Consider the following 20,562-nt stretch of genomic DNA (forward strand, 5'->3'; position numbering starts at 1 on the left):
GAGTGCACACTGATCACAACGAGAGCACAGCTACTGAGGTTGTGCTGGTGATCATGGTGCTGTTGGTACGTCAGTTTTTCTGGCAGCGCCCGCCGCGCGGCAGGTCCCAGCTCCGCCGCGTCGAATACCGAGGGGAAGGCAGGGCGCTGCGGGTACGCCACTGGAAGGTCAGCAGGCACAAAAGCGCTGCCGCTGCGAACCAGGTCAGTTCGATGAGCAGGTATCTGGGGGCGGAATTGCTGGAGAATGCTGCTGCGGTGGCTGCCTGCATGGCGCCGTAGGAAGGCAGGTAGTGCGTGATGGCGCTGTCTGCGCTGGAACTGGAGATGGGGTTCTGTGTCGCGATGTCGACGACGCTGGTCATCACGATGGCGAACATGCCTTCCACTTCCTTGCGCAGCAACGCGCCGAAGCCGACTCCGAGTACGCCGTAGGTAAGGCCGGCGCTGAAGAGGGCCGCGGCGAGCAGGGCCGGCTGACGCGGAGCCCAGGCCAGGTACATGACGGCTGTCGCGTAGCCGGCCACCAGAGCGGACGCGAGAGCGAGGCCGGCCAGCTTCGCCACGATCAGGTGAGGTCGTGGATAGCCGGCCATCACAAGGCGCCGGTCGAACTGGCTGCCGTTGAACGTCGCGGCGAACATCAAGAACCCGGTGATCAGGGTAACCGCGTTCAGCGCACCGCTGACGGCGGTGAGCTCGTTGCCATGAGGCGCCAGGAGCTCCCCCGTGGCGTGGAGCCGTACTCGCACCGGCCCGTCCGGCATCGACACATACGCCAGAAGCGTCCACACAGGAAGGAAGACCACGATGAGCACTGCGGCGAACCGGTTACGGGCGTGCTCGGCCACCGCGTACCGCGTTGCCGTGACGAGCAGCGTCACCTGCTCCTTCATGCCGCTTCCCTCCCGCGCGCCTGGAGGCGACCGCCGTCCAGGCGCCACAATTCATCCAGGCGCTCGGTGTCGTAAGCGAGATGAGAGACGACCAGAACTGAACGCCCACGTTCGCGCAACCGGGATGCAAGCTGCCAGAACCGCAGGTAGGTGTCCCAGTCGAAGCCCTGATAGGGCTCATCCAGCAGCAGCACCTGCGGGTCGTGCATCAATGCCAGCGTCACGTTTAGCTTCTGCCGCGTCCCTCCGCTGAGCACGCCGGCCCGCTCGTCCAGGTAGTCGGCGAATCCGAGCACGTCCATGACCTCCCTCGCATAGCTGAGGCTGTCGAGACGGAATGCCGCCCGGAAGAACGTCAAATGCTGGCGCACCGTCAGTGCGTCGTTCACCACTACCTGCTGCGGGCAGTACCCGAACCGGCCGCCGTGTCGAACCCTGCCGCGCGAGGGGCGCAACTCCCCAGCGAGGATCTTCAACAGGGTGGACTTGCCCGCACCGTTCTCCCCCACGATCCCGGTCAATGATCCGGCAGGCAGGGTGAAGTCGACACCCCGCAGCACCAGCCGCTTGCCATAGTGATGGTGTACATCCCCGACTTCCACGCTGCGACACCCCACGCTACTTACCTAGACCGATCGCAGGCTTAACGAACGCGACCGGCCACAGGCACGCAGCTACACACCTGGCACAGGCGCTGTCAGTGTCGTTCCCTCTCCGCCTGGTGTTCTGTACGAGTGTGCTAATCGGCAGTGGCGAGCCGCTCGGCGGTGACCTCGAGCTTCTGGGGTGCCCACTCCTACCTGCCGACCCACTGCTCCTCGCGGTAGTCGTTCCATGGGCTTTCGGAAGCAATCCCGGCATGGTTCCCCGGCTGGCGGTCTGTGCTGCGGCGGTCGGACTGGTGCTGTCGGCGGTGGGGCCGGCCTCCTTTGCCTCGGCAGCTGCCCCGGCCCCGCCGCTGGCGTCGGTCCAGATCGTGAAGAAGACCGCGGCGGTGAAGGACTTCCAGCGGGTGACGGTGTACTGCCCAGAGGCCCGGCTGGGCTTCCCCAGTCGGGCCTCTGGTTGTGCCCCCGGCTCCCCATCACGGTCGGAGCGTCACCTGAGGTCAGTTCGTGTAGCGGAAGTCGATGACCTGGTAGGTGGCTTCACCGTTGTCGGGGTGGTCGATCTCCAGCAGCAGGAGATGGTGACCCGCCGGGCGCTGCGGAAGGTTGAAGGAGAACGTCATCGGTGTGGGGGCGACCAGGCCGTCCGGGAGTTCCTCGTCGGTGGCGGAGTAGGGCACGGCGGGGTAGGTGCGCGTGTAGAGGGGGTTGGCCAGGTCGAGCTGGACGCGGGTCAGCGGCTGCTGGCTGTCCCAGTTCGCCTTGGTGGGGTAGGCGGTGACCCGGCGGACCTTGACCTTGCCGCCGAAGGTCATCTCGACGTTGATCGTCTGACCGCCGTTCCGGACGGGGTGGGCGTTCCATGCGTTGCCGAATTCGTCCCGTAGCCCGTCGAGCTTGTACGCGTAGGGGTTATCGGCACTGGCGATCTTGCCATCCTCCTTCTGTTCCGCCAGCACCTGACCCGGATCACCACCCTGACCACCCACGCCGTCACCACCGTCGGGGAGAACACCTCCCTCACACTCGATCTCACCCCCATCCCCCTGCCCGGATCCTTGGCCAGCCTGTTGACCGAACTTAGGGACATGCCGCCCCCGACCAACTGGGAACTCTTCCCAGGACTGGCTGTTCCCCCGCGACCGCCCAGGACAGCACCTCTCCGCCAGCGTCTTCGGCCGCCGTCTGGCCGCCCACCACATCCCCAACCGGGCCGCCCGCGCCACCGCCCTCGTCGCCTTCGCCCAGGACCTTCCCCCAGCAGTCCTCGGACCGATGCCCGGCCTCCATCCCGTCACCGCCGCCCACTGGCGGCGACGCGCCTCCACCGACTGGACCGCCTACCTCGAAGCACGCCTGGCCACCCCACCACCCTGAACCAGCCGTCGTCGAACCTGCGCCGGGTGTCGGCCCGCGGGAACCGTACGGAGTGTCGTTTCGCCGGCGAATCCCCGTCTAATCGAGTGACCCGGGCGGAGGGCCGTCCGCCTGCCAACGGCCGGCCATGGTGGAGGGTGCACAGGGCTGTCCGATTGAGCGGACAGTCCGGGTAGCGTGGCCACATGGTCCACCTGGAGCAGCCGCACCTGTCCGGGCTGGGGAGAAACCCCGCCGCCCCAGTCGAAGTCATGGTGCGGTTGGCCGTACACCCCGCTGGCCGACACGGAATGGCTACGCGCAAGGGGCAGTTACCAGATGCGGTGACTGAAGCCCTGCTGAAGTACGGCGGCAGCGATACGGCAGTGCGCCTGCACGGGCATCGGATCTCCCCGGCGATGCGCGCCAGGATCGCCGAGCACCCCGATCCGGCGATCCGCAACGCCTACGCGGACTTTGTCCGGACCATGGTGGAGCGCGGGGTGCCGATGAGTATCGAGGACCTGGTCGAAGCCTACGACCGAATCCCGACGGAGCTCGCGGCCGCCTCCGATCCCAAGGTGCGCGCAATGGTCGCAGCCGCCTGGCGGGACCGGCCAATCACCGTGCAGCTGGCGCTGCTCACCGACCCGGACCCCGAGGTGCGTGCTGCAGCCACCAGAGCCGAGCACCCGGGCGTCCCTGACGACTACTACGAGCGCTGCCTCGCCGACCCTGCCGTCAAGGCCAATATCGCTCGTCGTATCCCACTGACATTCGACCAGTTCACGCAGCTGCTGGCGACCGGTGACGAGGAGGTGCTACACGCCGTGGCCGGCAACCCTCATCTGACCACCAACATGGTGACCCACATGCAGGACAGCGGGGACCCGCAGGTGCGCGTCGCGGTCGCCTACAGCCGCCACACCGCCCCCGAGACCCGCGACCGGCTGCTCGCGCTGGTGGAGGCCGAAGACGAGTCCGGCAGCGACGACGCGGGCCTCGCACTCCACTGGTCGCCCTACAGCCCGAATTGGCTGCGGGACGCGCCGCTGGCCGAGCGGCTGACCTACCTGCAGTGCCCGCATGTGGTGTTCCGCCGAGAAGTAGCGGCCAGCAGGGACCTGCCGGATCATGGGTGGCGACAACTGGACGACGATCCTGACGTGTCCGTCCGCCGCGCGGCCGCCCACCGACCCGACGCACCGCCACAGGTCCTCCTGCGGCTACTCCGCGCCCACGGCGACCTCTCCCACACCCGCCCCATGCTGGTGGACCACCCCAACTTCCCGCGACACGAGCTGCGCGGCTTCGTGGAAGACCACGACCCGAGAGTACGCATCCTCGCGCTGAAAGACCCTGAGCTCCCTCCTGCGGACCTGCGGGAGCTCGCGGCCAGCGCCGAGTCGTTCCTGCGCGCCAGCACAGCCCGACACCCCAACATCCCCACAGACCTGCTGGAACTGCTCTTGGCAGACCCTGAACCAAGGGTCGCCGATGATGCTGCGGCCAACCCCCTGCTGCCAAGAGCCCGTATGGATCAGGTCCTCGCCAAGGCCAGCCTCTGACAGGCGTAAACCCTGGCGGAATATCGCACGCTTCGATTAGCACTCCCCGCCAGTTGAACGAGTGCCCTGGTCAGCATCCCGCCGGGAGGCGTACGCGAACGACCAGGCCTCGCCGGACACGCTCATCGCGGTCTCCGCGGCTTCGAACAGGAGCAAGAGCGACAAGGATCCGGCGGAGTGGCCGCCCTCGGACGGCTCCTACATTTCGGCCTGAGAAGGCGATCATTCCGTCCGGTGCGATCCGTTGGATCGTCACCGATGAGGACTTCCAGATCCATGAGCCATCGCTTCACTATTTGGACGGGTTGAGAGCCCGCGATTCTTCGGTCAACACCGAGAAGAAGTACGCCGGTCACATCGCCTTGTACCTGTCGTACACCGCCGCCAGTGGCACCGACTGGGCCAGACCCACCATTCAGAGCCTTGCGCAGTACCTGCACTGGCTGGTCGAGGAGCCCCTCTCGCCGAGAAGCCGGCAGCCCGCTTCAGCCCCGAAGTACCGCGGTCGCGGGACCGCGAACGACCATCTGAGTACAGTCTCCAAGTTCCTGCGCTGGCTCGCACTCCACCGCAGCGACATCGTCCCGCCGTCAATCGTCAGCCTTCTCGTGGAGCCGAAGTACCTCGTGGTTCTGCCCGACGGATTTCAGGCCGATCCTGACCAGGGTGGCGACCGAAACGTGCTGGTCAAAACCATCAGGTTCAGGATCGACGTCCCCGGATTCCAGTGGCTGACCTATGGACAGGTCGGCTCCATGATCGACCATGCGAAACACGCTCGGGATCGATTCCTCCTGGAGATCCTGCGCGAGACCGGCATCCGAATTGGGGAAGCGCTGGGACTGCGCCGCGCGGATATGCACCTGTTACCGGACTCAACGATGCTCGGCTGCCGAGTGCCCGGTCCGCACATCCACGTCATCCGACGCGACACCAACACCAACGGGGCACTCGCGAAGTCGAGGAGGTCCAGGTGGATTCCGGTCTCCCTTGGAACCGTTGGGTCCTACAGTGACTACCAGTACGAGCGGGACGAGGTCTCTGCGGCGGCCGGCACCGACATGGTGTTCGTGAACCTCTTCGCCACCCCGCGTGGCGGGCCCATGAAGTACGCCAACGCTTACGAGTTGTTCAAGCGTCTCGCCAAGGCGGCCTGCCTGGACGCGCACCCTCACATGGTCCGCCACGGCACTATCACCCGTTGGATCAAGGGCAAGATGCCGCGCGATACCGCGCAGGACTTTGCCGGTCACGTCTCCGAGCATTCGATGAACGTGTACCTGCACACCACTAACGAGGAGAAACGAGAGCACGCCCGCCGGGTTCACGATCTCCAGGCCGCGCGGAAGGCAGGCTCATGAACACGACATCTGCACCAGTTCCGATCACACGAGGCGCAGGTGAGTCCTCCCTGCTTCTCGGCTGGACCCAGTGGCTCCGTGACAGGATCGACCCCGATTGGCGTACCGGTGAATGGGACCCCGATGCGCTGCTGTTTACTGCAGGCCCGGAGAACCCGCTCAGCCAAGGTGTTCCTCTGCCGGACTGCGGCCTGCCCCAGCATCAGTCCCACCAGACGATGTCAGCCCTGTGCAATTGCGTTGCGGAGGAGCCGGAAGAGCCCCGCAGACTTCGATTCCACACACCAGCCGCCGGTCCGGCTCAGGGCCGGATCCCACAGGGGGTTCTGCATCGCTGCCGACGGTGCGTGTCGCCGGGAGCGGATCTCCACTGGCTTGTGCAGAGGCCACAGCAAACTCTGGAACGAGCATCGAAGAAAATCTTCGGAGCTGGTCCTTGGCGAGTGGGTCAGCCGTCAGAGGTCCCACCCGGAATGGGCCGAGTGCCTCGTCGCCGGATGCGGGCATGAGGAGCTGAAAAGCTCCTTGTGTCAGACTCACGTAACCCGATGCATCGTCGATCTTGCCGCGCACGGCCTGCCCTGGACCTCGGAGCAATCCGCGCTCTGGGCCTCACGTAGCCGCGCTCGGAGATCTCCTGGAAGAGGCGGCTGCCGCTGGCCTGGCCGAGGCTTTCGGTGAAGCGGGTGTTCAGGTAGGGCTTGAACGGTTCCAGCACTCCGGCCGGCTGGCGTTCGTTTGCCGAGGCCAGCAGCTGGTCGAGGTCGGTGTCGCGGAAGCGCCGGACGGTTTTCCGGTCGAGGTGGAGACGGCGTGCGATGGCGCTGATGGTCCAGCCCGCGGCGACGAGCTTGTGGACGTCAGCGTGGCGGTGCCGGGTCCGGTCGAGGATCGGTGTCCGCGGTAGTTCGTGGAGCGGGAGCTGCATCAGAGGCGGTGCTTCCGGGATGCGGCTGGTCACCTGGTCGACGCGTTTGTGCAGGCAGATGCGGTGCTGGTGGCACGTCCTCTCCACTGCGGCGGCAAGGTTTTGGAGCAGGTGCCAGCGGTCGGCGACTTCCACAGCGTCAGGTGCCGCTTCCTTGACCGCGCGAGTGTGGGCCGAGGCCCGGTCACGGCAGATGATCTCGGCGCCTGGATGCTCGTGGAGCCAGGCGGCGAAGGTCTCGGAGGTACGGTCGGGCAGAACATCCACGACCTGGCCGGCCTCCACGTCGACGAGGATGGTTCCGTAGGTGCGGCCCCTGCGGAAGGCGAACTCATCGACACCGAGCACCCGCGGGGCTCGCTCCGGCACCGGCGGAGGAACCAGCAGCTCCGGCAGTTGCGTGCGTCCGGCCGCGAGGTGCATGTGGCGGCACAGCCGTTCGCCGGCCCGCCCACCGAGCTCGACGGCGACCTGACGGAGCCAGGCCTTCAGCCCGAGACTGGAGCGGCGATACCGCTCGCTCAACCCGCCGAACTGTTCGACGAACGTTTGCCGCTGGCATGCGGACCGGTCGCAGAAGAACCGCCGGACCCGCAGCCTGACCAGCAGCTTCCTCCCAGACAGTGGCCGCTCGGCAAGGCACCGTTCGCAGCAGGAATGCACCCGCTGAGCCTGGGCCCGGCACCCTGGGCACCTGGGCGGCGGACCGCAAGCGGCCGCTACCGCTACCAACGCCTCGGCCGTGAACTCCACGGCCTCCAACCGCACATCGACGTCCCGGAACAACACATCATCCAACGAGCAAACCCCCCACCAGCGAGATACGCCCTGCCAAAACGTTCCGCCATACGGCTCATGACCTGGATTTCATGGACCTCCGGGCAGAGCCCAAATTCGGGATTCGCATCACGCGGGAGTGCTCGGTGAGAGCGCCCGGGTCCAGGACCGTTGTCCGCTCTGCCTCCGCGAGCCCGCAGCATCGTCGTCGCTCTGGCCCAGCAGTTGGATCGAGGCGCCGCCTCGCAGGCTGCCTCCCGCCCGGACGCGAGTGTCGGGCCCCGGGAACCCCTCGGCGTTGGTCAAGAGATGGTCAAGATCGCTTTTGACTCTTTCATTACCGTCAAGCCGCCGCGCCGCGGCTCAGGAGTGCGCCCAAAGCGGAGATAAGGCCGCATAGGCACGAGCAAATCGGGGTGAGCATCCGGTTTTCACTACTGTAGGTGCACCCCCTCGTCACTCTTCCCCGGGGCCACTGCGAGAGTTCTCAGCTGATCTTCATCCGGAGATCAGCTGAAGGAGAACCAGTGACCCATCGAATGACGGGCGGCCGCTTCGGACCGCCCGGCCGGATATCCGGCGCCAGGGGACGGGGGATGGCCCTCCTGGCCGGAGCCCTCTCGCTCACGCTCACCGCGCAGGGAGCCGCGCTCGCGGCCACGCCCCCGCCGAGCCCGGCGGCGGTGTTCTCGCTCGGCCCAGCGACCGCCGAGGACGAGGCTTCCGCCCTCCTCAAGGCCCGGCTCCAGAACCGCACCATCGAGGTGCTGTCGGCCCGAGCGGCCGACTCCACCACGTACGCACTGCCCAACGGCAGTTTCCAGAGCTCCGTCTACGCGGCTCCGATACGCGTGAAGGAGGGGGACGTCTGGAAGGACATCAACACCTCCCTCGCCGACACGGGTCCCTCGCTCCAGCCCCGCAAGGCGTCCGCCGCCATCGCCCTCTCGGACGGCGGCGACCGGCAGCTGGCCTCCGTGAAGCGGGGCAAGCACGCCTTCGGCATGGGCTGGCAGAAGGATCTGCCCGCACCGACGGTCAAGGGTGACACCGCCAGCTACCAGCTCGGGGCCGGGGAACGCCTCGAGGTCACCGCGCTCGCGGACGGCTTCTCGCAGAACGTGATCCTCGACCGGGCACCCACCGCGCCCGTCTCGTACCGGATCCCGCTGCACCTGGAGGGCCTCACCGTCACCCAGGCCGATTCCGGGCACCTGCTGCTCAAGGGCACCGACGGCGCCCTCGTCGCCGAGGCGCCCGCGCCCATGATGTGGGACTCCAGCAAGGACAAGGCTTCCGGCGAGGCCAAGCACCGGGCCCGCGTGAACACCCGCATCGAGTCCGCGGCCGACGGTTCGCAGACGATCGTGCTCACCCCCGACGCCTCCTTCTTCCAGAAGAAGGGCCTCGTCTACCCGGTCACGGTCGACCCGACGTCCACCCTCTCGGCCACCACCGACACCTGGGTGCAGACCCCCGACTATCCCGACTCCCAGGTCTCCTCGCCCGAGCTGAAAACGGGCACGTACAACGGCGGGGCCGACAAGGCCCGTTCGTACCTGAAGTTCGATGTGGCGAAGTTCAAGGGCAAGCACATCACGGACACCAACCTGGCCCTGTACTCGTCTTACTCCTCGACCTGCGCCACGACCGGGGCGGGCACCCAGGTGCGCCGCATCACCTCCGACTGGTCCTCCTCCGCCATCACCTGGGGCGCCCAGCCCAGCACCACCACCACGGGCGCGGTAACGAACAAGGCCGCCCTGGGCTACGACTCCTCCTGCCCAGCGGGCACGGTCAACTTCGACATCGACGAGATCGTGCAGGCCTGGGCCGACGGCTCGCCGAACTACGGTCTCCAGCTGCTCGGAGCCAGCGAGACCGACTCCACGACGTGGCGGCGCTTCCGGTCCGCCAACTACGTCTCGGGTGACAACTCCGCGGAACCGCACCTGACCGTCACGTACAACTCGTACGCCACGACCAGCGGCGCGGCGATCGCCCCGATGACGGTCAACGCCTACAACGGAGGCCGCTACGTCACCTCGCTGACGCCCTCGCTGTCCGCGAAGGTCACCGACGCGGACGGCTCGAACGTGAAGGCACAGTTCGAGATCACCGCCGACCCGGGCCACATCACCGGCACCGCCTACACCTACACGGGCACCACCGGATCGGTGGCGTCGGGTTCCATCGCGACGCTCACCGTCCCGCTCGCCAACGCCTTCCCCGTCGGCAGTTACCTGCGCTACCGCGTGCGCGGCTACGACGGCACCGAGTACGGCGCGTGGTCGGGCTACACCGCCTTCGCCGTCAACACCGGCCTGCCCGCCGCGCCGAGCGTCAGCTGCCCTGCGTACCCGGCGGGCGCGTGGACCGCGAAGGTCTCCGGCAGCGCCACTTGCACGCTCGACACGACGAGCACCGACGGCGCCGGCTACCAGTGGAGCCTCGACTCGCCGACGCTGTCGCAGCGGGCCCTGGACACCACCGACGGCACCGGCGGCGACCCGCAGACCATCTCCATCGCCCCCGGCAACGGCAGCCACACGCTGCGCGTCCGTGCCGTCGACTCGGCGGGCAACCTGTCTGCGGAGAAGGCCTATTCCTTCGGCGTCGGCGACAGCGGCCTCGGTGTGCTCGCGCCGCGCGACGGCTCCTGGACCCTGGCCGACGTACCGCTGTCGGCGTCCGGCGCCGCTTCGTTCACCGGCGCGCGCTGGCAGTACCGGCGCGGCTCCGCGGACGCGTGGCACGACGTGCCCGTCTCCGACGTCGTCGCGGCGGGCAGCGGTGCGGCCGTGGCCTCTTGGCCGGTGCCGGTGACCGGCGGGACCTCCGCCAAGCTCGTGTGGCACATGGCCAACACCCTCGACGAGGACGGCGCCGTGGAACTGCGGACCTCCTTCACCGACGGCGGCGGCGCCACCGCGGCCAGTTCCGCCGTCTCGGTCACCCTGGACCGGGCGGGCGCCGCCGCGGCGCAGGAGAACGTCGGCCCGGGTTCGGTGAACCTGCTCACGGGTGACTTCTCGATGTCGGAGGACGACGCTTCGGTCTTCGAGGCCTCCGTGTCGCGGACGTACTCTTCGCGGGCCGTCGATGCCGACAGCGAGGGACAGGCCCCGATCTTCGGGCCGGACTGGGTCTCCTCGGTCACCGCGACGACCGGCGTGGAATACACCAAGGTCCGCCGGACCAGTGCCACTTCGGTGTCCCTGATGAACGCCGACGGCAGCTCGGTCGCCTTCACCCTCGGCAGCGACGGCAAGTGGAAGGCCGCTTCCGGCGACACCCAGCTGACGCTGACGGGCGCGCTGGCGGACACCACGCTGTCGCTCACCCACACCGGCAGCGGAACCGTTTCCGCATTCACCCGGGTCGCCGGGGCGGACACGTGGACGCTGAGCACCAGCCGGGAGCTGACGGAGGACTCCACCACGACGCTGGTCTCAGAGCCGGTCATGGTCGGTACCCGCACCGTGGCCCGGCCCAAGTACCTGATCTCCCCCAACAAGGCGGTGGACCAGGACAACTCCACCTGCGCCGCCCGTCCCTCCACGGCCGGCTGCCGCGTCCTCGAGTTCGAGTACGCCACGGCGACGACCGCCGCCGGCACCACGCTCGGCGACGTCAAGGACCAGGTCAGGCAGCTGAAGGTGTGGGCCACGGATCCGGGCGCCGGTGCGGCGACCGCCACCGTGGTCGGCCAGTACGCCTACGACGCCCAGGGCCTGCTGCGCGAGGCCTGGGACCCCCGGGTCTCCCCCGCGCAGAAGACGGCCTACACCTACGATGCGGCCAAGCGCGTCGCCACGTACACGCCGGCGGGCCAGCTGCCGTGGACCTTCGGCTACAGCACCGCGACCGGGAACACTCCGGCGGGCAAGCTGCTGAAGGTGTCCCGGCCGACACTGGTGCCCGGCAGCGCGACCGGTACCAACGGGACGGCCACCACCTCCCTGGTGTACGACGTGCCGGTGTCCGGCGCCGCGGCCCCCTACCAGCTGGACGCGGCGACCGCGGCCACCTGGGGGCAGACCGACCTGCCGGTGACCGCGACCGCCGTCTTCCCGGCCGACCAGGTACCCGCCTCCGGCAAGGGCTCCGACCTCGCCGCGACGGACTACCGGCGGGCCACGGTCACCTACCTCGACGCCGACTTCAACACGGTGAACACGGCCGCCCCCGGCGGCCGGATATCCGTGAGCGAGTTCGACGAGGAGGGCAACCAGGTCCGCGCGCTGACCGCCGCCAACCGGGACGTCGCGCTCGGCAGGGCCGCCACCTCGGACCCGCTGCTGGCGGCCGAGCTGGCCAAGGTGCGGGCGACCGCCGCCACCCCGGCCGAGGGCACCGCCCAGGCGGCACTGCTGCTGTCCGAGACCACGGTCTACGCCAATGCCGCGAGCGGCTCCTCGCTCGAACGGGAGAGCACCGGCCCCCTGCAGACGGTGACCCTGCGCTCCGCCACCGCAGGCGCCGGGACCGGCCTGGCAGCGGGCACCGCGGTCCTGGCCCAGTTGCACAGCGTCTCGAGCTACGACGAGGGCCGGCCCGCCGGTTCCCCGGTGTCGGACCTGCAGACCGGTGAGACCACCGGCGCCCGCATCCCGGGCTTCCCGGCCGACGCCGACACCGAGACCGTCGCCACCGTCTACGACTGGAACACCGGCCTGGTACTGAAGGAGATCCGCGACCCGCAGGGCAAGGCGCTCACGACGACCGTCGGCTACGACGCCGCCGGCCGTCAGATCAAGGCCACCGCCCCCGAGTCCGACGCGGCCGGGCCCGGGACCACCATCACCACCTACTGGGGGACCACTGGTGCGTGCGCCGGACACCCGGAGTGGGCGGGCCTGGTGTGCACCAGCGCACCGGGCGGCACCGTCACCGGAGGTGACGCGCAGACGGCCGAGCTCGTGACGAAGTCCTTCACCTACGGCCGCTGGGGCCAGGCCGCGGTGGTCAAGGAGACCGCCAACGGCGTCACTCGCACCACCGCCACCTCGTACGACACGGTGGGCCGTCCCACGGGCAGCTCCGTCACCGGCGGCCTCGGCAACGCGGTGCCGGACACCGTCGTCGCGTACGCAGCCGACGGGCTGTCCACCAGCGTCACCTCGGGCGGCGCGACCATCCGATCGTCCATCGACCGACTCGGCCGGGAAATCACCTACGAGGACGGCGCGGGCAACACCACCGCGACGCAGTACGACGCCTTGGGCCGTCCGGTGAAGGTCAGCAACTCCGCGCCCTCCAGCGCGAGCTACGCGTACGACACCAGCGTGGACCCGCGCGGCGTGCTCACGTCGATCACCGACTCGGTGGCGGGATCCTTCACCGGACAGTACGACGCCGACGGCCGCCTGGTCTCCGAATCCCTGCCCGGCGGATACAAGCTGGCCCTGGGATACGACTCGACCGGAGCGGAGACCTCCCGCCTCTACACCAATGTGCAGGGCACGACCGTCCTCGCGGACACCGCGGACCGGACCGTCTTCGGCCAGATCGCGGCCCACGCGCAGACCGACGGCTCCACCGTCACCAGCCAGTACAGCTACGACGCGCAGGGCCGCCTCACCCGGGCCCAGGACGACACCGGCAGTGCATGCACCGTCCGGGTCTACGCCTTCGACGGCTCTCGCGCCAACCGCACCAACCGGGAGGAATCGCTGACCGACGCCGCGTGCGGCACGACGGGCACCACCACGACCGCCGCGACCGGGTACGCCTACGACAGCGCCGGCCGGCTGCTGTCGTCGACCACCGGGACGACCACGCAGAAGACGGTGCACGACGCCTTCGGCCGCCGCACCACTGCCGCCGACGGCAGCACGGTCGGCTACTTCGCCAGTGACGCGGTGCGCGAGACCGCCACGGCCTCCGCACGGCAGAGCTACGCGCTGGACGCGGCCGGCCGCCAGGCCACCACGACCACGGAGTCCAAGGGCGCCGACGGCGCCTGGACGACCGAGTCGGTCATCGTCAGCCACTACGGCGGCGACGGCGACAGCCCCAGCTGGAGCACCCGCACCGCGGGCGGCACCAGCACGGTCACCCGCATGGTCGCGGACCTGGCCAGCGGGATGAGCGCGGTGACCGGCGCCGCCGGTGACACCGTCCTCCAGTTGTCGAACGTGCACGGGGACATCGGCGTCCAGCTGCCGCTGGACACGACCAAGGACCCGGTCGTGCAGCGCTTCGACGAGTACGGGCAGCGGCTCGGCACCCCGGCCGTCCGGTACGGCTGGCTGGGCACCGCGGCACGGCAGTCCGACACGCCCAACGGTCACGTCCTGATGGGCGCGCGCCTGTACGACCCGGCGACCGGCACCTTCCTCCAGGACGATCCGGTCCAAGGCGGCGGAGCCAGCGCCTACGGCTATTGCTCGGCCGATCCGGTCAACTGCACGGACACGGCCGGCACCTGGGACTACTGGCTGAAGTACACCGTCGGCAACCCGCACATGTCGGCGAAGCGATACTTCAAGAAGTTCCGGGACAACTTCAACTGGGTGTTCCCGATCGGTGGGCACGCCAGCAAGCTGAAGAAGCCGGGCCAGAAGATGGACCTCTGGGTCAAGATCCTGGGCGTGAAGATCGCCTTCCCGGTCGTGGTCAAGAGCATTTCCTCCAACGGCTTCCGCTTCAACACCCGTTGGGGGCACCCTGACTACCCGGGCTTCATCTCCTTCTACTTCACCCGGAAGCGGAGCGGGAAGATGGAGATCACGATTCACGGGAACGTGCCGCCGTTCGCGGATGCCTGGTTCATGGGCAAGAGCAACTACGTCAAGCGGGCCAAGAAGACGTGGAAGCCGCTGATCGACAATCTGAAGGACCTGACCCACTACATCAACACCATGGGCGACAACTAGCGGTTTAGTTTCGGCCGATGAAGCCCCACCGAAGGCATTCGGTGGGGCTTCCGGTGTTATCGGCGGCAATGGGGGCTGCGATTTCGTTCGGAGTCCAGGTTCAAGGCCTCGCGCGGGCCGCCCGCTTGCGTTGTTCGAGATCAGGCCTCGCCGGCCTGAGTGATGGCTGTGCGCAACAACCTGACCATCGATCGGCTGGCCACCCGAAGGGGTTCCGGGTCCTTGGCCGGCCAGCTCGTGGGAGATCCGGCGGGCGCCCCACCGGGGATGTCGGCGGCGCAGCTCTCAGATCTCGGCTTCCACCTCGGCGGACCGACGGGCGGCCAAGCACGGGACGGTGCTGGTCGTGGTCGACCAGCCGGCCTCCATCGGCGCCCTGCCACTGGCCATCGCCCAGGGCAAGCACCACACGCAGGTCCTTCTCTGCCTCACCAGACGACGGGCCGACGTCCTCGTCGCGATGCTCCGGGACGGAACCTTCAACGAACCGCAGCCTGTTCGGGCGGCCGCTCCGCAGACCTAGACCATGATCAAGAGGTGATCCGTGGGGTCGTAGTCGATCTCCCAGTCGATAGAGACACCGCAGAATCCGTCCGCGATGCACCGAAGGCCGACGGTCACCCAACGGATCGATCCGTCCTCGCCGAGGGAGAAGGCGACTGCGGCCTCGAACTTGTCCCTTCCGCACGGACAGTAGGCCGGGCCGGACCTCTCGGTCTCCCAGGAGTCCTCCTCCCAGTAGTCCTCGCTGTCTGCGATGAACGCACGGCTGCCGCAGCCAGAGCACTCCCGCTCCGCTCCACAGTCATTCACCAGCACGAAGAACACCTGGCCGCCGCAAGCTCCACAGAGGGAAGGAGCGATTCTCACCGGGCGGTCATCGACAGCGCCCCGGAGAAACACCGCGAGCTCAGCAGGGACGCCCTCGCCAACCTGATCATCAGCATGCACAAGCACATCGTCCCAGACGCCTTGAAACCCTCGGACCACCTTGACCAAGGACATAGGGGCGCCCCACCAACCCGGCCGCGACGCGCGCGAGCCCGAAGGTATCCAAGGCGGAGCAGGCATTCCAACGAGGGCTCGCGGCGCTCGCTCAGTGGCCGAGCGCGAAGGCGCCCGGCCGGTGCCCCCAGGGCACACCGAACCGACCACCATCGAAGGCGAGAACGAGCCCGTAGCTGTACGGCTCGGCGTGTGGATCTCGAAACTCAGCGTGCGTGCTTCACGGAAAGCGAGCCAGAATCCGGATTCCGGTGGCACCGGCCTCCCGGCTCCGCCCTGGCGGTGTGCATATTGCCGGGGCAGTCCGGTTGCGGCTGGGGTCAATGGTATGCGGCGAGGAAGGCCCGCACGCCCGCGTCGGCGTAGTCGTCGAGTTGGGGCTGGGTGTGCTGCGGGCTGCCGTGGAACATTGCCTTGTTCACCGGGATCCACAGCAGCAGGCCGGAGAAGTGGTTGGCGGCCAGGAGGGGGTCGTCGATCCGCAGCAAGCCCTGGTCCGCCAGGCGTTGGAAGGTGTCGGCCAGGGTGGCGAGTACCCGCTCGAAGCCCTGCTCGTACCAGGCGGCGCCCAGGTCGGGGAAGGTGTCGGCGTTGGCGATGACGAGGCGCCGCAGCTGGAGCACCGGGGGCTGGGTGAGGGTGGTCAGGAACTGGCGAGCCAGCCGGAGCAGGTTCTCCTCCAACGAGTCGGCGTCTGCGGGGATGTCGGCCACCAGGTCGATCATGGCCTCGACCCGGTCGGTGGTGGCCAGGACGATCTCGGCGAACAGCTTCTCCTTGTCGGCGAAGTGCTTGTACACCGTCTGCTTGGACACGGCGGCCAACTTGGCGATGTCGTCCATGCTCGTGCCGGCGTAGCCCTTCGCCATGAACACCGCTGTCGCGGCCTCCATGATCGCCTCGTGCTTGCGGGCCGAGCGTCCTCGGGATTCGTTCGCTTCCAATGCCTCCTCCTTCAAGCTAACAGTACTGGACAGTCCAGTTTCGATACGGGTACTGTACCGTCCAGTTCGACAGTACTGCACCGTCCAGTTCCAAGGTCCGATCCTCGGCATAGGGGGATTTCGCATGACCCAGGCGATCCGCGCACCGTTCACCGACCGCGGTCTCTCGACTCCGCTCGCCACCCGCGCTCTGCTCGCCGGCGGGGCAGTGGCAGGCCCGCTGTTTCTGGGGGTGGGGGTGATCGGGGGACTCACCCGCACCGGCTTCGACTTCACCCGAAACGCCATCAGCCAGCTCAGCCTCGGCTCGCTGGGCTGGATCCAGGTCACCAGCTTCCTGGTCACCGGCGTGCTGATCATGGCGGGCGCGGTGGGTCTGCGCCGGGCGATCGGCCGCAGCATCGGCGGCGCCTGGACACCGCGCCTGGTCGGCGTGTTCGGCGCGTCCTTCGTGCTCGCCGGGGTGTTCACGGCGGACCCCGGCGCGGGCTTCCCAGCCGGTACGCCGGACGGTCCGGCCACGCTGAGCGGGCACGGAACGGTCCACATGCTCAGCGGCATGGCGGGCTATCTCGCGCTGTGCGCCGCGTTCCTCGTGCTGGCACGACACTTCGCCACCCGCGGCCGGCGCGGCTGGGCCCTGGCCTACCGCCTCCTGCCGCTGGCGCTCATCACCGGGTTCGCCGGCTCCGCCACCACGGTCGCGGCCTTCACCGCCGCCGCCGGCCTCGGCCTGCTCGCGCTCACCGCAGCCATCGCCCAACTGGCCAGCCCCGCCCCGCCCGCACAGCGGTAACGACTCCGCTCCCCGCACCCACAGCAACAACCCCACACCGCCGCACGCACACAGAAGTAGGATGCCGCACCATGACCGCACCCGTAAAAGGCCCCGCCAGCTACTTTCCATCGATCGAGAAGAAGTACGGCCGCCCGATCGAGCAGTGGAAGGAGATGATCCGCACCTCGCCCCTGACCAAGCACATGGAACTCGTCACATGGCTCAAGTCCGAACACGGCCTCGGCCACGGGCACGCCAACGCCCTCGTCGCCCACACCCTTGCCGAACACGGCGACAACTGACCGCGGACCCTGCGAGCTGTGGAACTGACGGCCCGCCCCCGGCGTGCTGTCAGTTCTCGGGCTCTGGCTCAGCTTCTGTGGAACCTGCTGCTCTATAGGCCAATGCCCGTTCGTCAGCCTCGATGTTCCAAGGCAGCGAGGTCGTGCCGGTTCCCGACGACCGCTCGACCGCAGTTGGGAGGCAGATGGCCAGCCACCATCTCAACAGCCGGCTCAGCCGTGTCGGCCTCACCGACGGACTCCCCCCTGGACGGTCCTGCCCCGATGAAGCCCCCACCCTGCCGTGGGGCGATGTAGGGCACGTCCTATGGGCAGGGATGCTCGGTACACCGACTGAAGTGCAGCTCCGACATACCGACCCAGGGGAAGAGCTGCTGCAGCCGAGGCTCGGCATGGACAGCGCGCACCACGTCAACGTCCACACGGTCCGAACCGAGAAGTCTCGTCCCCTCTGCCTCAATGAACTCTGCCGCAGCACCCGTCGTGTCCATGGGGAGAAGGTGCCAGAGCGTTTGCTCCACCGATGCACCCGGTGACGACTGCGGCACCAGGGCGGCAGGATCGCGGAGGAGAACCGCTTGCGCTCGCCCGTGGCCTCGTCGACGCGCTTGTCCTTCACCCGCGGCGCCTTCACCTCGACCGCGTCGGCCGCGGTGGTGACCTGTCTGGGCTGGTGATAGCCGTTTCGGACCACCAGGCGGCGCCCGTTGTCGTCGCGCTCATCGACCAACTCGGTTATGTAGGGGTTGACTTCGGCCTCCATTGCGGCGGCCAGCATCCTTCTCGCCCCCTCCCGGACGATCTCGTCGATCAGGCAGGAGCCGTCGGTGGTGGTGCCGTCGTCGTTCACTACGCTGAGCACGGACGTGCCTTGCCGGCCGGTGCTGCGAACACCGGTCTTGCTCGGTGACCTATCGATCAATCACACGGGAAGGTACGTCCTCCCCGAGATGATCCACAGGTCTTGAGCATTGCTCGAGGAATCCCGCCGATCCGCTCTCGGCGAGGACCTCGCCGACGGGGTCACGACCGGAGAGAACCTCACCACTGAGGACGCCGCCGCCGAATCGCCGCACGCGGACGTCCTCAGAGAACTGCTCGGCGTGCAGGAAGACCCCGTCGTCGGAACGCGCGAGGGGCCGGATCAACGGCGTCGACGAGGTCGCCGAGAACTCCGGCTACAGGCGCTTCGTGTTCAACATCGTCGCGGGCGCCGCGAAGCTGGAGAGCGAGGCCGATGACATCGAGTCGGGGCAGACCCTCTCCACTACGGCCGCGGCGGGATCCCAGGTGGCCGCCACCCCGGCCGACGCCCCGAGTGTGCCGTCCGGCGTGGAGACCATCGCGCTCGGCGCGGACGGCTTCCCCCTGCCGGGCGAGTCCGCGGCTGGCGTCCGTACGGCCTCCTACGTCAACGGCTCGGGCACCGGGAGCTGGGCCCTCGGCCACGCGTACGACAAGCCGGAGTTCAGGAACAACGACGGCGCCAACTTCGTGTCGAAGTCGCTGCACTACGGCGGTGGCATGAAGATGCGCGATTGGGCGTGCTTCCAGGACCGCGCGTGGTGGAAGAACACGTGGACGTCGTGGAAGAAGAACAGCTACACCTGGCCTGCAGCCCAGAACCTATTCGTCCACATGTTCAACTACCGCCAGCCGGGCTACCTCAACCGTTCGTACGACCTGCGTCCCAGAGACATACTGTTCTTCCAGTACAGGGGGACCGTGTCTACAACCACACGGCCGTGGTGCGGGGCATCCAGGGAGGCACGGTGAGGATCGCCCAGCTCGGGTACGCCGCTCAGCACCCTGCCCGAGCTCCTCGCCAGGAACGAGGGGAACATCGTGGCGGTCGCCGCTCTGAGGCCGAGGTCCCGGTGACGCCCGGACCGGTTCTGCGGGCCGTGTTCTGCGCCGCCCTGACCCTGGGCGTGCTGACCGGCTGCTCGGCGGACGTCAGTAGCGACGAAGTGCAGTACGCCGGGGATTACAGCAGTCACCCGCCGCTCGCCGTGCTCGGATATCCGTCCACGGGGACTCTGGGGATCACCCAGCAGGTGGTGTGGCGGATCGCAGACGGGGACGCCGACGGGCTGGCGGCCCTGGCCGACCCCGGCAAGGACCTGCGCACGACCGAGAAGACCGCCGAGAACTGGATCGCCGCCTTCCGAAAGGGCGCCGGCGGGAAGGTCACCGCGGAGTTCTACGACGAGGGCTCGTACCGTCAGACCGTGGTGCTCTACATGCACGACACCGGTCAGATCAAGGAGATCTACGTCCTGCCCGTGAACATGGACGGAAAAGGCGTCTTTCGGGTGAGCATGGCCGAGCCGGACCCCGGCGAGGCCACCGCCGTGGCGCCCTGGGTGCCGAAGAAGCCGGGCGAGCTCGGTTCGAAGATGGTCCCGTGAACTGAACCGGGTCGTGTACCGACGAGGGGCGCCGTCCCCGCGGACTTCCGAGGGGGCGGCGCCACTTTGTCGTCTCCGAGGAAGCCGGATGGACGGTCAAGGAGTCGCTGACGCGGCTCGCCGAGGACATCGGCCTCAAATACAGCGCCGTTAGCAACGCCCGCTAGGTCTCCTCCCGCTGGCCTCACAGGCAGCCGGGCGCTTCCTTCGCCGTCTACCGGATCCTGGCCAGCGTCGAGGACGAGACGAACGATTCGCGGCCGTGAAACAGCCGCCCGAGGGTATGACCGGGAGCGCGAGCGGACGGGCCGCCGCAACGGTTCAAGGTTGCCGATTACGTCCATCGGAGAACGCTCCCGAGAGAGACTGAACCCCCAGCCGGGCGGCGGGCGGCTCATGTGCCGGAGGCGGGGCTGGGCGTCCCCATACCGCCAGCATCTCGTTGAACATGCCGCCGCACTCGGCATCGACATGGAGATCATCACCCGCAAGCCCGGGACCAGGGGATTCACCCCCATACCCAAACGGTGGGCAGTCGAGCGGACCTACGGATGGCTCATGCTCCAGCGACGCCTTGCCCGCGACTACGAAACCTTGCCCGCCCGCTCCGAAGCCGTGATCCACATCGCCATGACCGACCTCATGGCCCGCCGCCTCACCAGCGAGAAAACCATCTCCTGGCGCGATCCGAAAAAGGCCACAGAACACGCGATTCTGGGATGAAACATCTGACGAAAACGACCTCTTA

General features: G+C 68.1%; 14 protein-coding genes and 4 pseudogenes. 10 read left to right on the plus strand and 8 right to left on the minus strand.

Annotated elements, in window-relative coordinates:
- Positions 1-70: 70 nt before the first annotated feature.
- The 3 genes from AC0693_RS36040 to AC0693_RS36050 form a co-directional block, all read right to left on the minus strand.
- The gene (locus AC0693_RS36040; protein ID WP_478804210.1) at positions 71-895 is read right to left on the minus strand and encodes an ABC transporter permease; all 825 of its coding nucleotides are present in this window, start codon (positions 893-895) and stop codon (positions 71-73) included.
- Positions 892-1,497 (minus strand): ABC transporter ATP-binding protein, encoded by a 606-nt coding sequence (locus AC0693_RS36045; protein WP_478804211.1) that lies wholly within the window; start codon positions 1,495-1,497, stop codon positions 892-894. Before AC0693_RS36045 ends, AC0693_RS36040 begins: the two co-directional genes overlap by 4 nt.
- 506 nt (positions 1,498-2,003) lie before the next feature.
- Positions 2,004-2,462, minus strand: a complete 459-nt coding sequence (locus AC0693_RS36050; RefSeq protein ID WP_478804212.1) for a lytic polysaccharide monooxygenase — start codon at positions 2,460-2,462, stop codon at positions 2,004-2,006.
- A gap of 603 nt (positions 2,463-3,065) precedes the next feature.
- Between AC0693_RS36050 and AC0693_RS36055 the strand changes: the two genes are divergently transcribed.
- The 3 genes and pseudogenes from AC0693_RS36055 to AC0693_RS36065 all read left to right on the plus strand — a co-directional run bounded on the left by AC0693_RS36055 (position 3,066) and on the right by AC0693_RS36065 (position 5,788).
- Positions 3,066-4,427, plus strand: a complete 1,362-nt coding sequence (locus AC0693_RS36055) for a HEAT repeat domain-containing protein (protein ID WP_478804213.1) — start codon at positions 3,066-3,068, stop codon at positions 4,425-4,427.
- Between the two features lie 67 nt (positions 4,428-4,494).
- Positions 4,495-4,623: pseudogene (locus AC0693_RS36060) on the plus strand (HNH endonuclease); the annotation flags it as partial.
- A gap of 109 nt (positions 4,624-4,732) precedes the next feature.
- On the plus strand, positions 4,733-5,788 hold the full coding sequence (locus tag AC0693_RS36065) for a tyrosine-type recombinase/integrase (protein ID WP_478804214.1): 1,056 nt from the start codon (positions 4,733-4,735) through the stop codon (positions 5,786-5,788).
- Between the two features lie 448 nt (positions 5,789-6,236).
- On the opposite strand, the gene AC0693_RS36070 is transcribed toward AC0693_RS36065, so the two are convergent.
- Positions 6,237-7,505 carry an ISL3 family transposase gene (locus AC0693_RS36070; protein WP_478804251.1) on the minus strand — a complete coding sequence of 423 codons (1,269 nt, stop codon included), beginning with the start codon at positions 7,503-7,505 and terminating at the stop codon, positions 6,237-6,239.
- Between the two features lie 515 nt (positions 7,506-8,020).
- Here AC0693_RS36070 and AC0693_RS36075 point away from each other — a divergent pair.
- Together AC0693_RS36075 and AC0693_RS36080 are read left to right on the plus strand one after the other, a co-directional pair.
- Positions 8,021-14,374, plus strand: coding sequence for a DNRLRE domain-containing protein (locus AC0693_RS36075; RefSeq protein WP_478804215.1), 6,354 nt, complete (start codon positions 8,021-8,023; stop codon positions 14,372-14,374).
- A gap of 346 nt (positions 14,375-14,720) precedes the next feature.
- The gene (locus AC0693_RS36080) at positions 14,721-14,897 is read left to right on the plus strand and encodes a hypothetical protein (protein WP_478804216.1); all 177 of its coding nucleotides are present in this window, start codon (positions 14,721-14,723) and stop codon (positions 14,895-14,897) included.
- On the opposite strand, the gene AC0693_RS36085 is transcribed toward AC0693_RS36080, so the two are convergent.
- Together AC0693_RS36085 and AC0693_RS36090 are read right to left on the minus strand one after the other, a co-directional pair.
- Positions 14,894-15,379 carry a hypothetical protein gene (locus tag AC0693_RS36085; RefSeq protein WP_478804217.1) on the minus strand — a complete coding sequence of 162 codons (486 nt, stop codon included), beginning with the start codon at positions 15,377-15,379 and terminating at the stop codon, positions 14,894-14,896. The genes AC0693_RS36080 and AC0693_RS36085 overlap by 4 nt on opposite strands.
- Positions 15,380-15,699: 320 nt before the next feature.
- The gene (locus tag AC0693_RS36090) at positions 15,700-16,323 is read right to left on the minus strand and encodes a TetR/AcrR family transcriptional regulator (protein ID WP_478804218.1); all 624 of its coding nucleotides are present in this window, start codon (positions 16,321-16,323) and stop codon (positions 15,700-15,702) included.
- A gap of 124 nt (positions 16,324-16,447) precedes the next feature.
- Between AC0693_RS36090 and AC0693_RS36095 the strand changes: the two genes are divergently transcribed.
- The gene (locus AC0693_RS36095) at positions 16,448-17,119 is read left to right on the plus strand and encodes a DUF998 domain-containing protein (RefSeq protein WP_478804219.1); all 672 of its coding nucleotides are present in this window, start codon (positions 16,448-16,450) and stop codon (positions 17,117-17,119) included.
- Between the two features lie 71 nt (positions 17,120-17,190).
- Positions 17,191-17,403: a DUF4287 domain-containing protein gene (locus AC0693_RS36100; protein WP_469318577.1), complete on the plus strand. Its 213-nt coding sequence runs from the start codon at positions 17,191-17,193 to the stop codon at positions 17,401-17,403.
- Positions 17,404-17,516: 113 nt separating this feature from the next.
- On the opposite strand, the pseudogene AC0693_RS36105 reads toward AC0693_RS36100, so the two are convergent.
- Positions 17,517-17,894 (minus strand): annotated as a pseudogene (locus AC0693_RS36105) (DUF6193 family natural product biosynthesis protein).
- A gap of 50 nt (positions 17,895-17,944) precedes the next feature.
- Positions 17,945-18,265, minus strand: a pseudogene (locus AC0693_RS36110) (transposase); the annotation flags it as partial.
- A gap of 329 nt (positions 18,266-18,594) precedes the next feature.
- Between AC0693_RS36110 and AC0693_RS36115 the strand changes: the two are divergent.
- The 3 genes and pseudogenes from AC0693_RS36115 to AC0693_RS36125 form a co-directional block, all read left to right on the plus strand.
- The gene (locus tag AC0693_RS36115; protein ID WP_478804220.1) at positions 18,595-19,179 is read left to right on the plus strand and encodes an amidase domain-containing protein; all 585 of its coding nucleotides are present in this window, start codon (positions 18,595-18,597) and stop codon (positions 19,177-19,179) included.
- A gap of 101 nt (positions 19,180-19,280) precedes the next feature.
- A complete protein-coding gene (locus tag AC0693_RS36120) occupies positions 19,281-19,814 on the plus strand; it encodes a hypothetical protein (protein ID WP_478804221.1) in 534 nt (177 codons plus the stop codon).
- 420 nt (positions 19,815-20,234) lie between these two features.
- A pseudogene (locus AC0693_RS36125) lies at positions 20,235-20,537 on the plus strand (transposase); the annotation flags it as partial.
- Positions 20,538-20,562: the final 25 nt, after the last annotated feature.

This window comes from Streptomyces sp. NPDC043876 (assembly GCF_056435825.1).

What these genes read in the sequence shown, in the direction of transcription:
- AC0693_RS36100 (WP_469318577.1), top strand. Translation starts at nt 17,191, where the DNA reads ATGACCGCACCCGTAAAAGGCCCCGCCAGCTACTTTCCATCGATCGAG.
- AC0693_RS36040 (WP_478804210.1), bottom strand. Translation starts at nt 895, where the DNA reads ATGAAGGAGCAGGTGACGCTGCTCGTCACGGCAACGCGGTACGCGGTG.
- AC0693_RS36055 (WP_478804213.1), top strand. Translation starts at nt 3,066, where the DNA reads ATGGTCCACCTGGAGCAGCCGCACCTGTCCGGGCTGGGGAGAAACCCC.
- AC0693_RS36085 (WP_478804217.1), bottom strand. Translation starts at nt 15,379, where the DNA reads ATGTCCTTGGTCAAGGTGGTCCGAGGGTTTCAAGGCGTCTGGGACGAT.
- AC0693_RS36095 (WP_478804219.1), top strand. Translation starts at nt 16,448, where the DNA reads ATGACCCAGGCGATCCGCGCACCGTTCACCGACCGCGGTCTCTCGACT.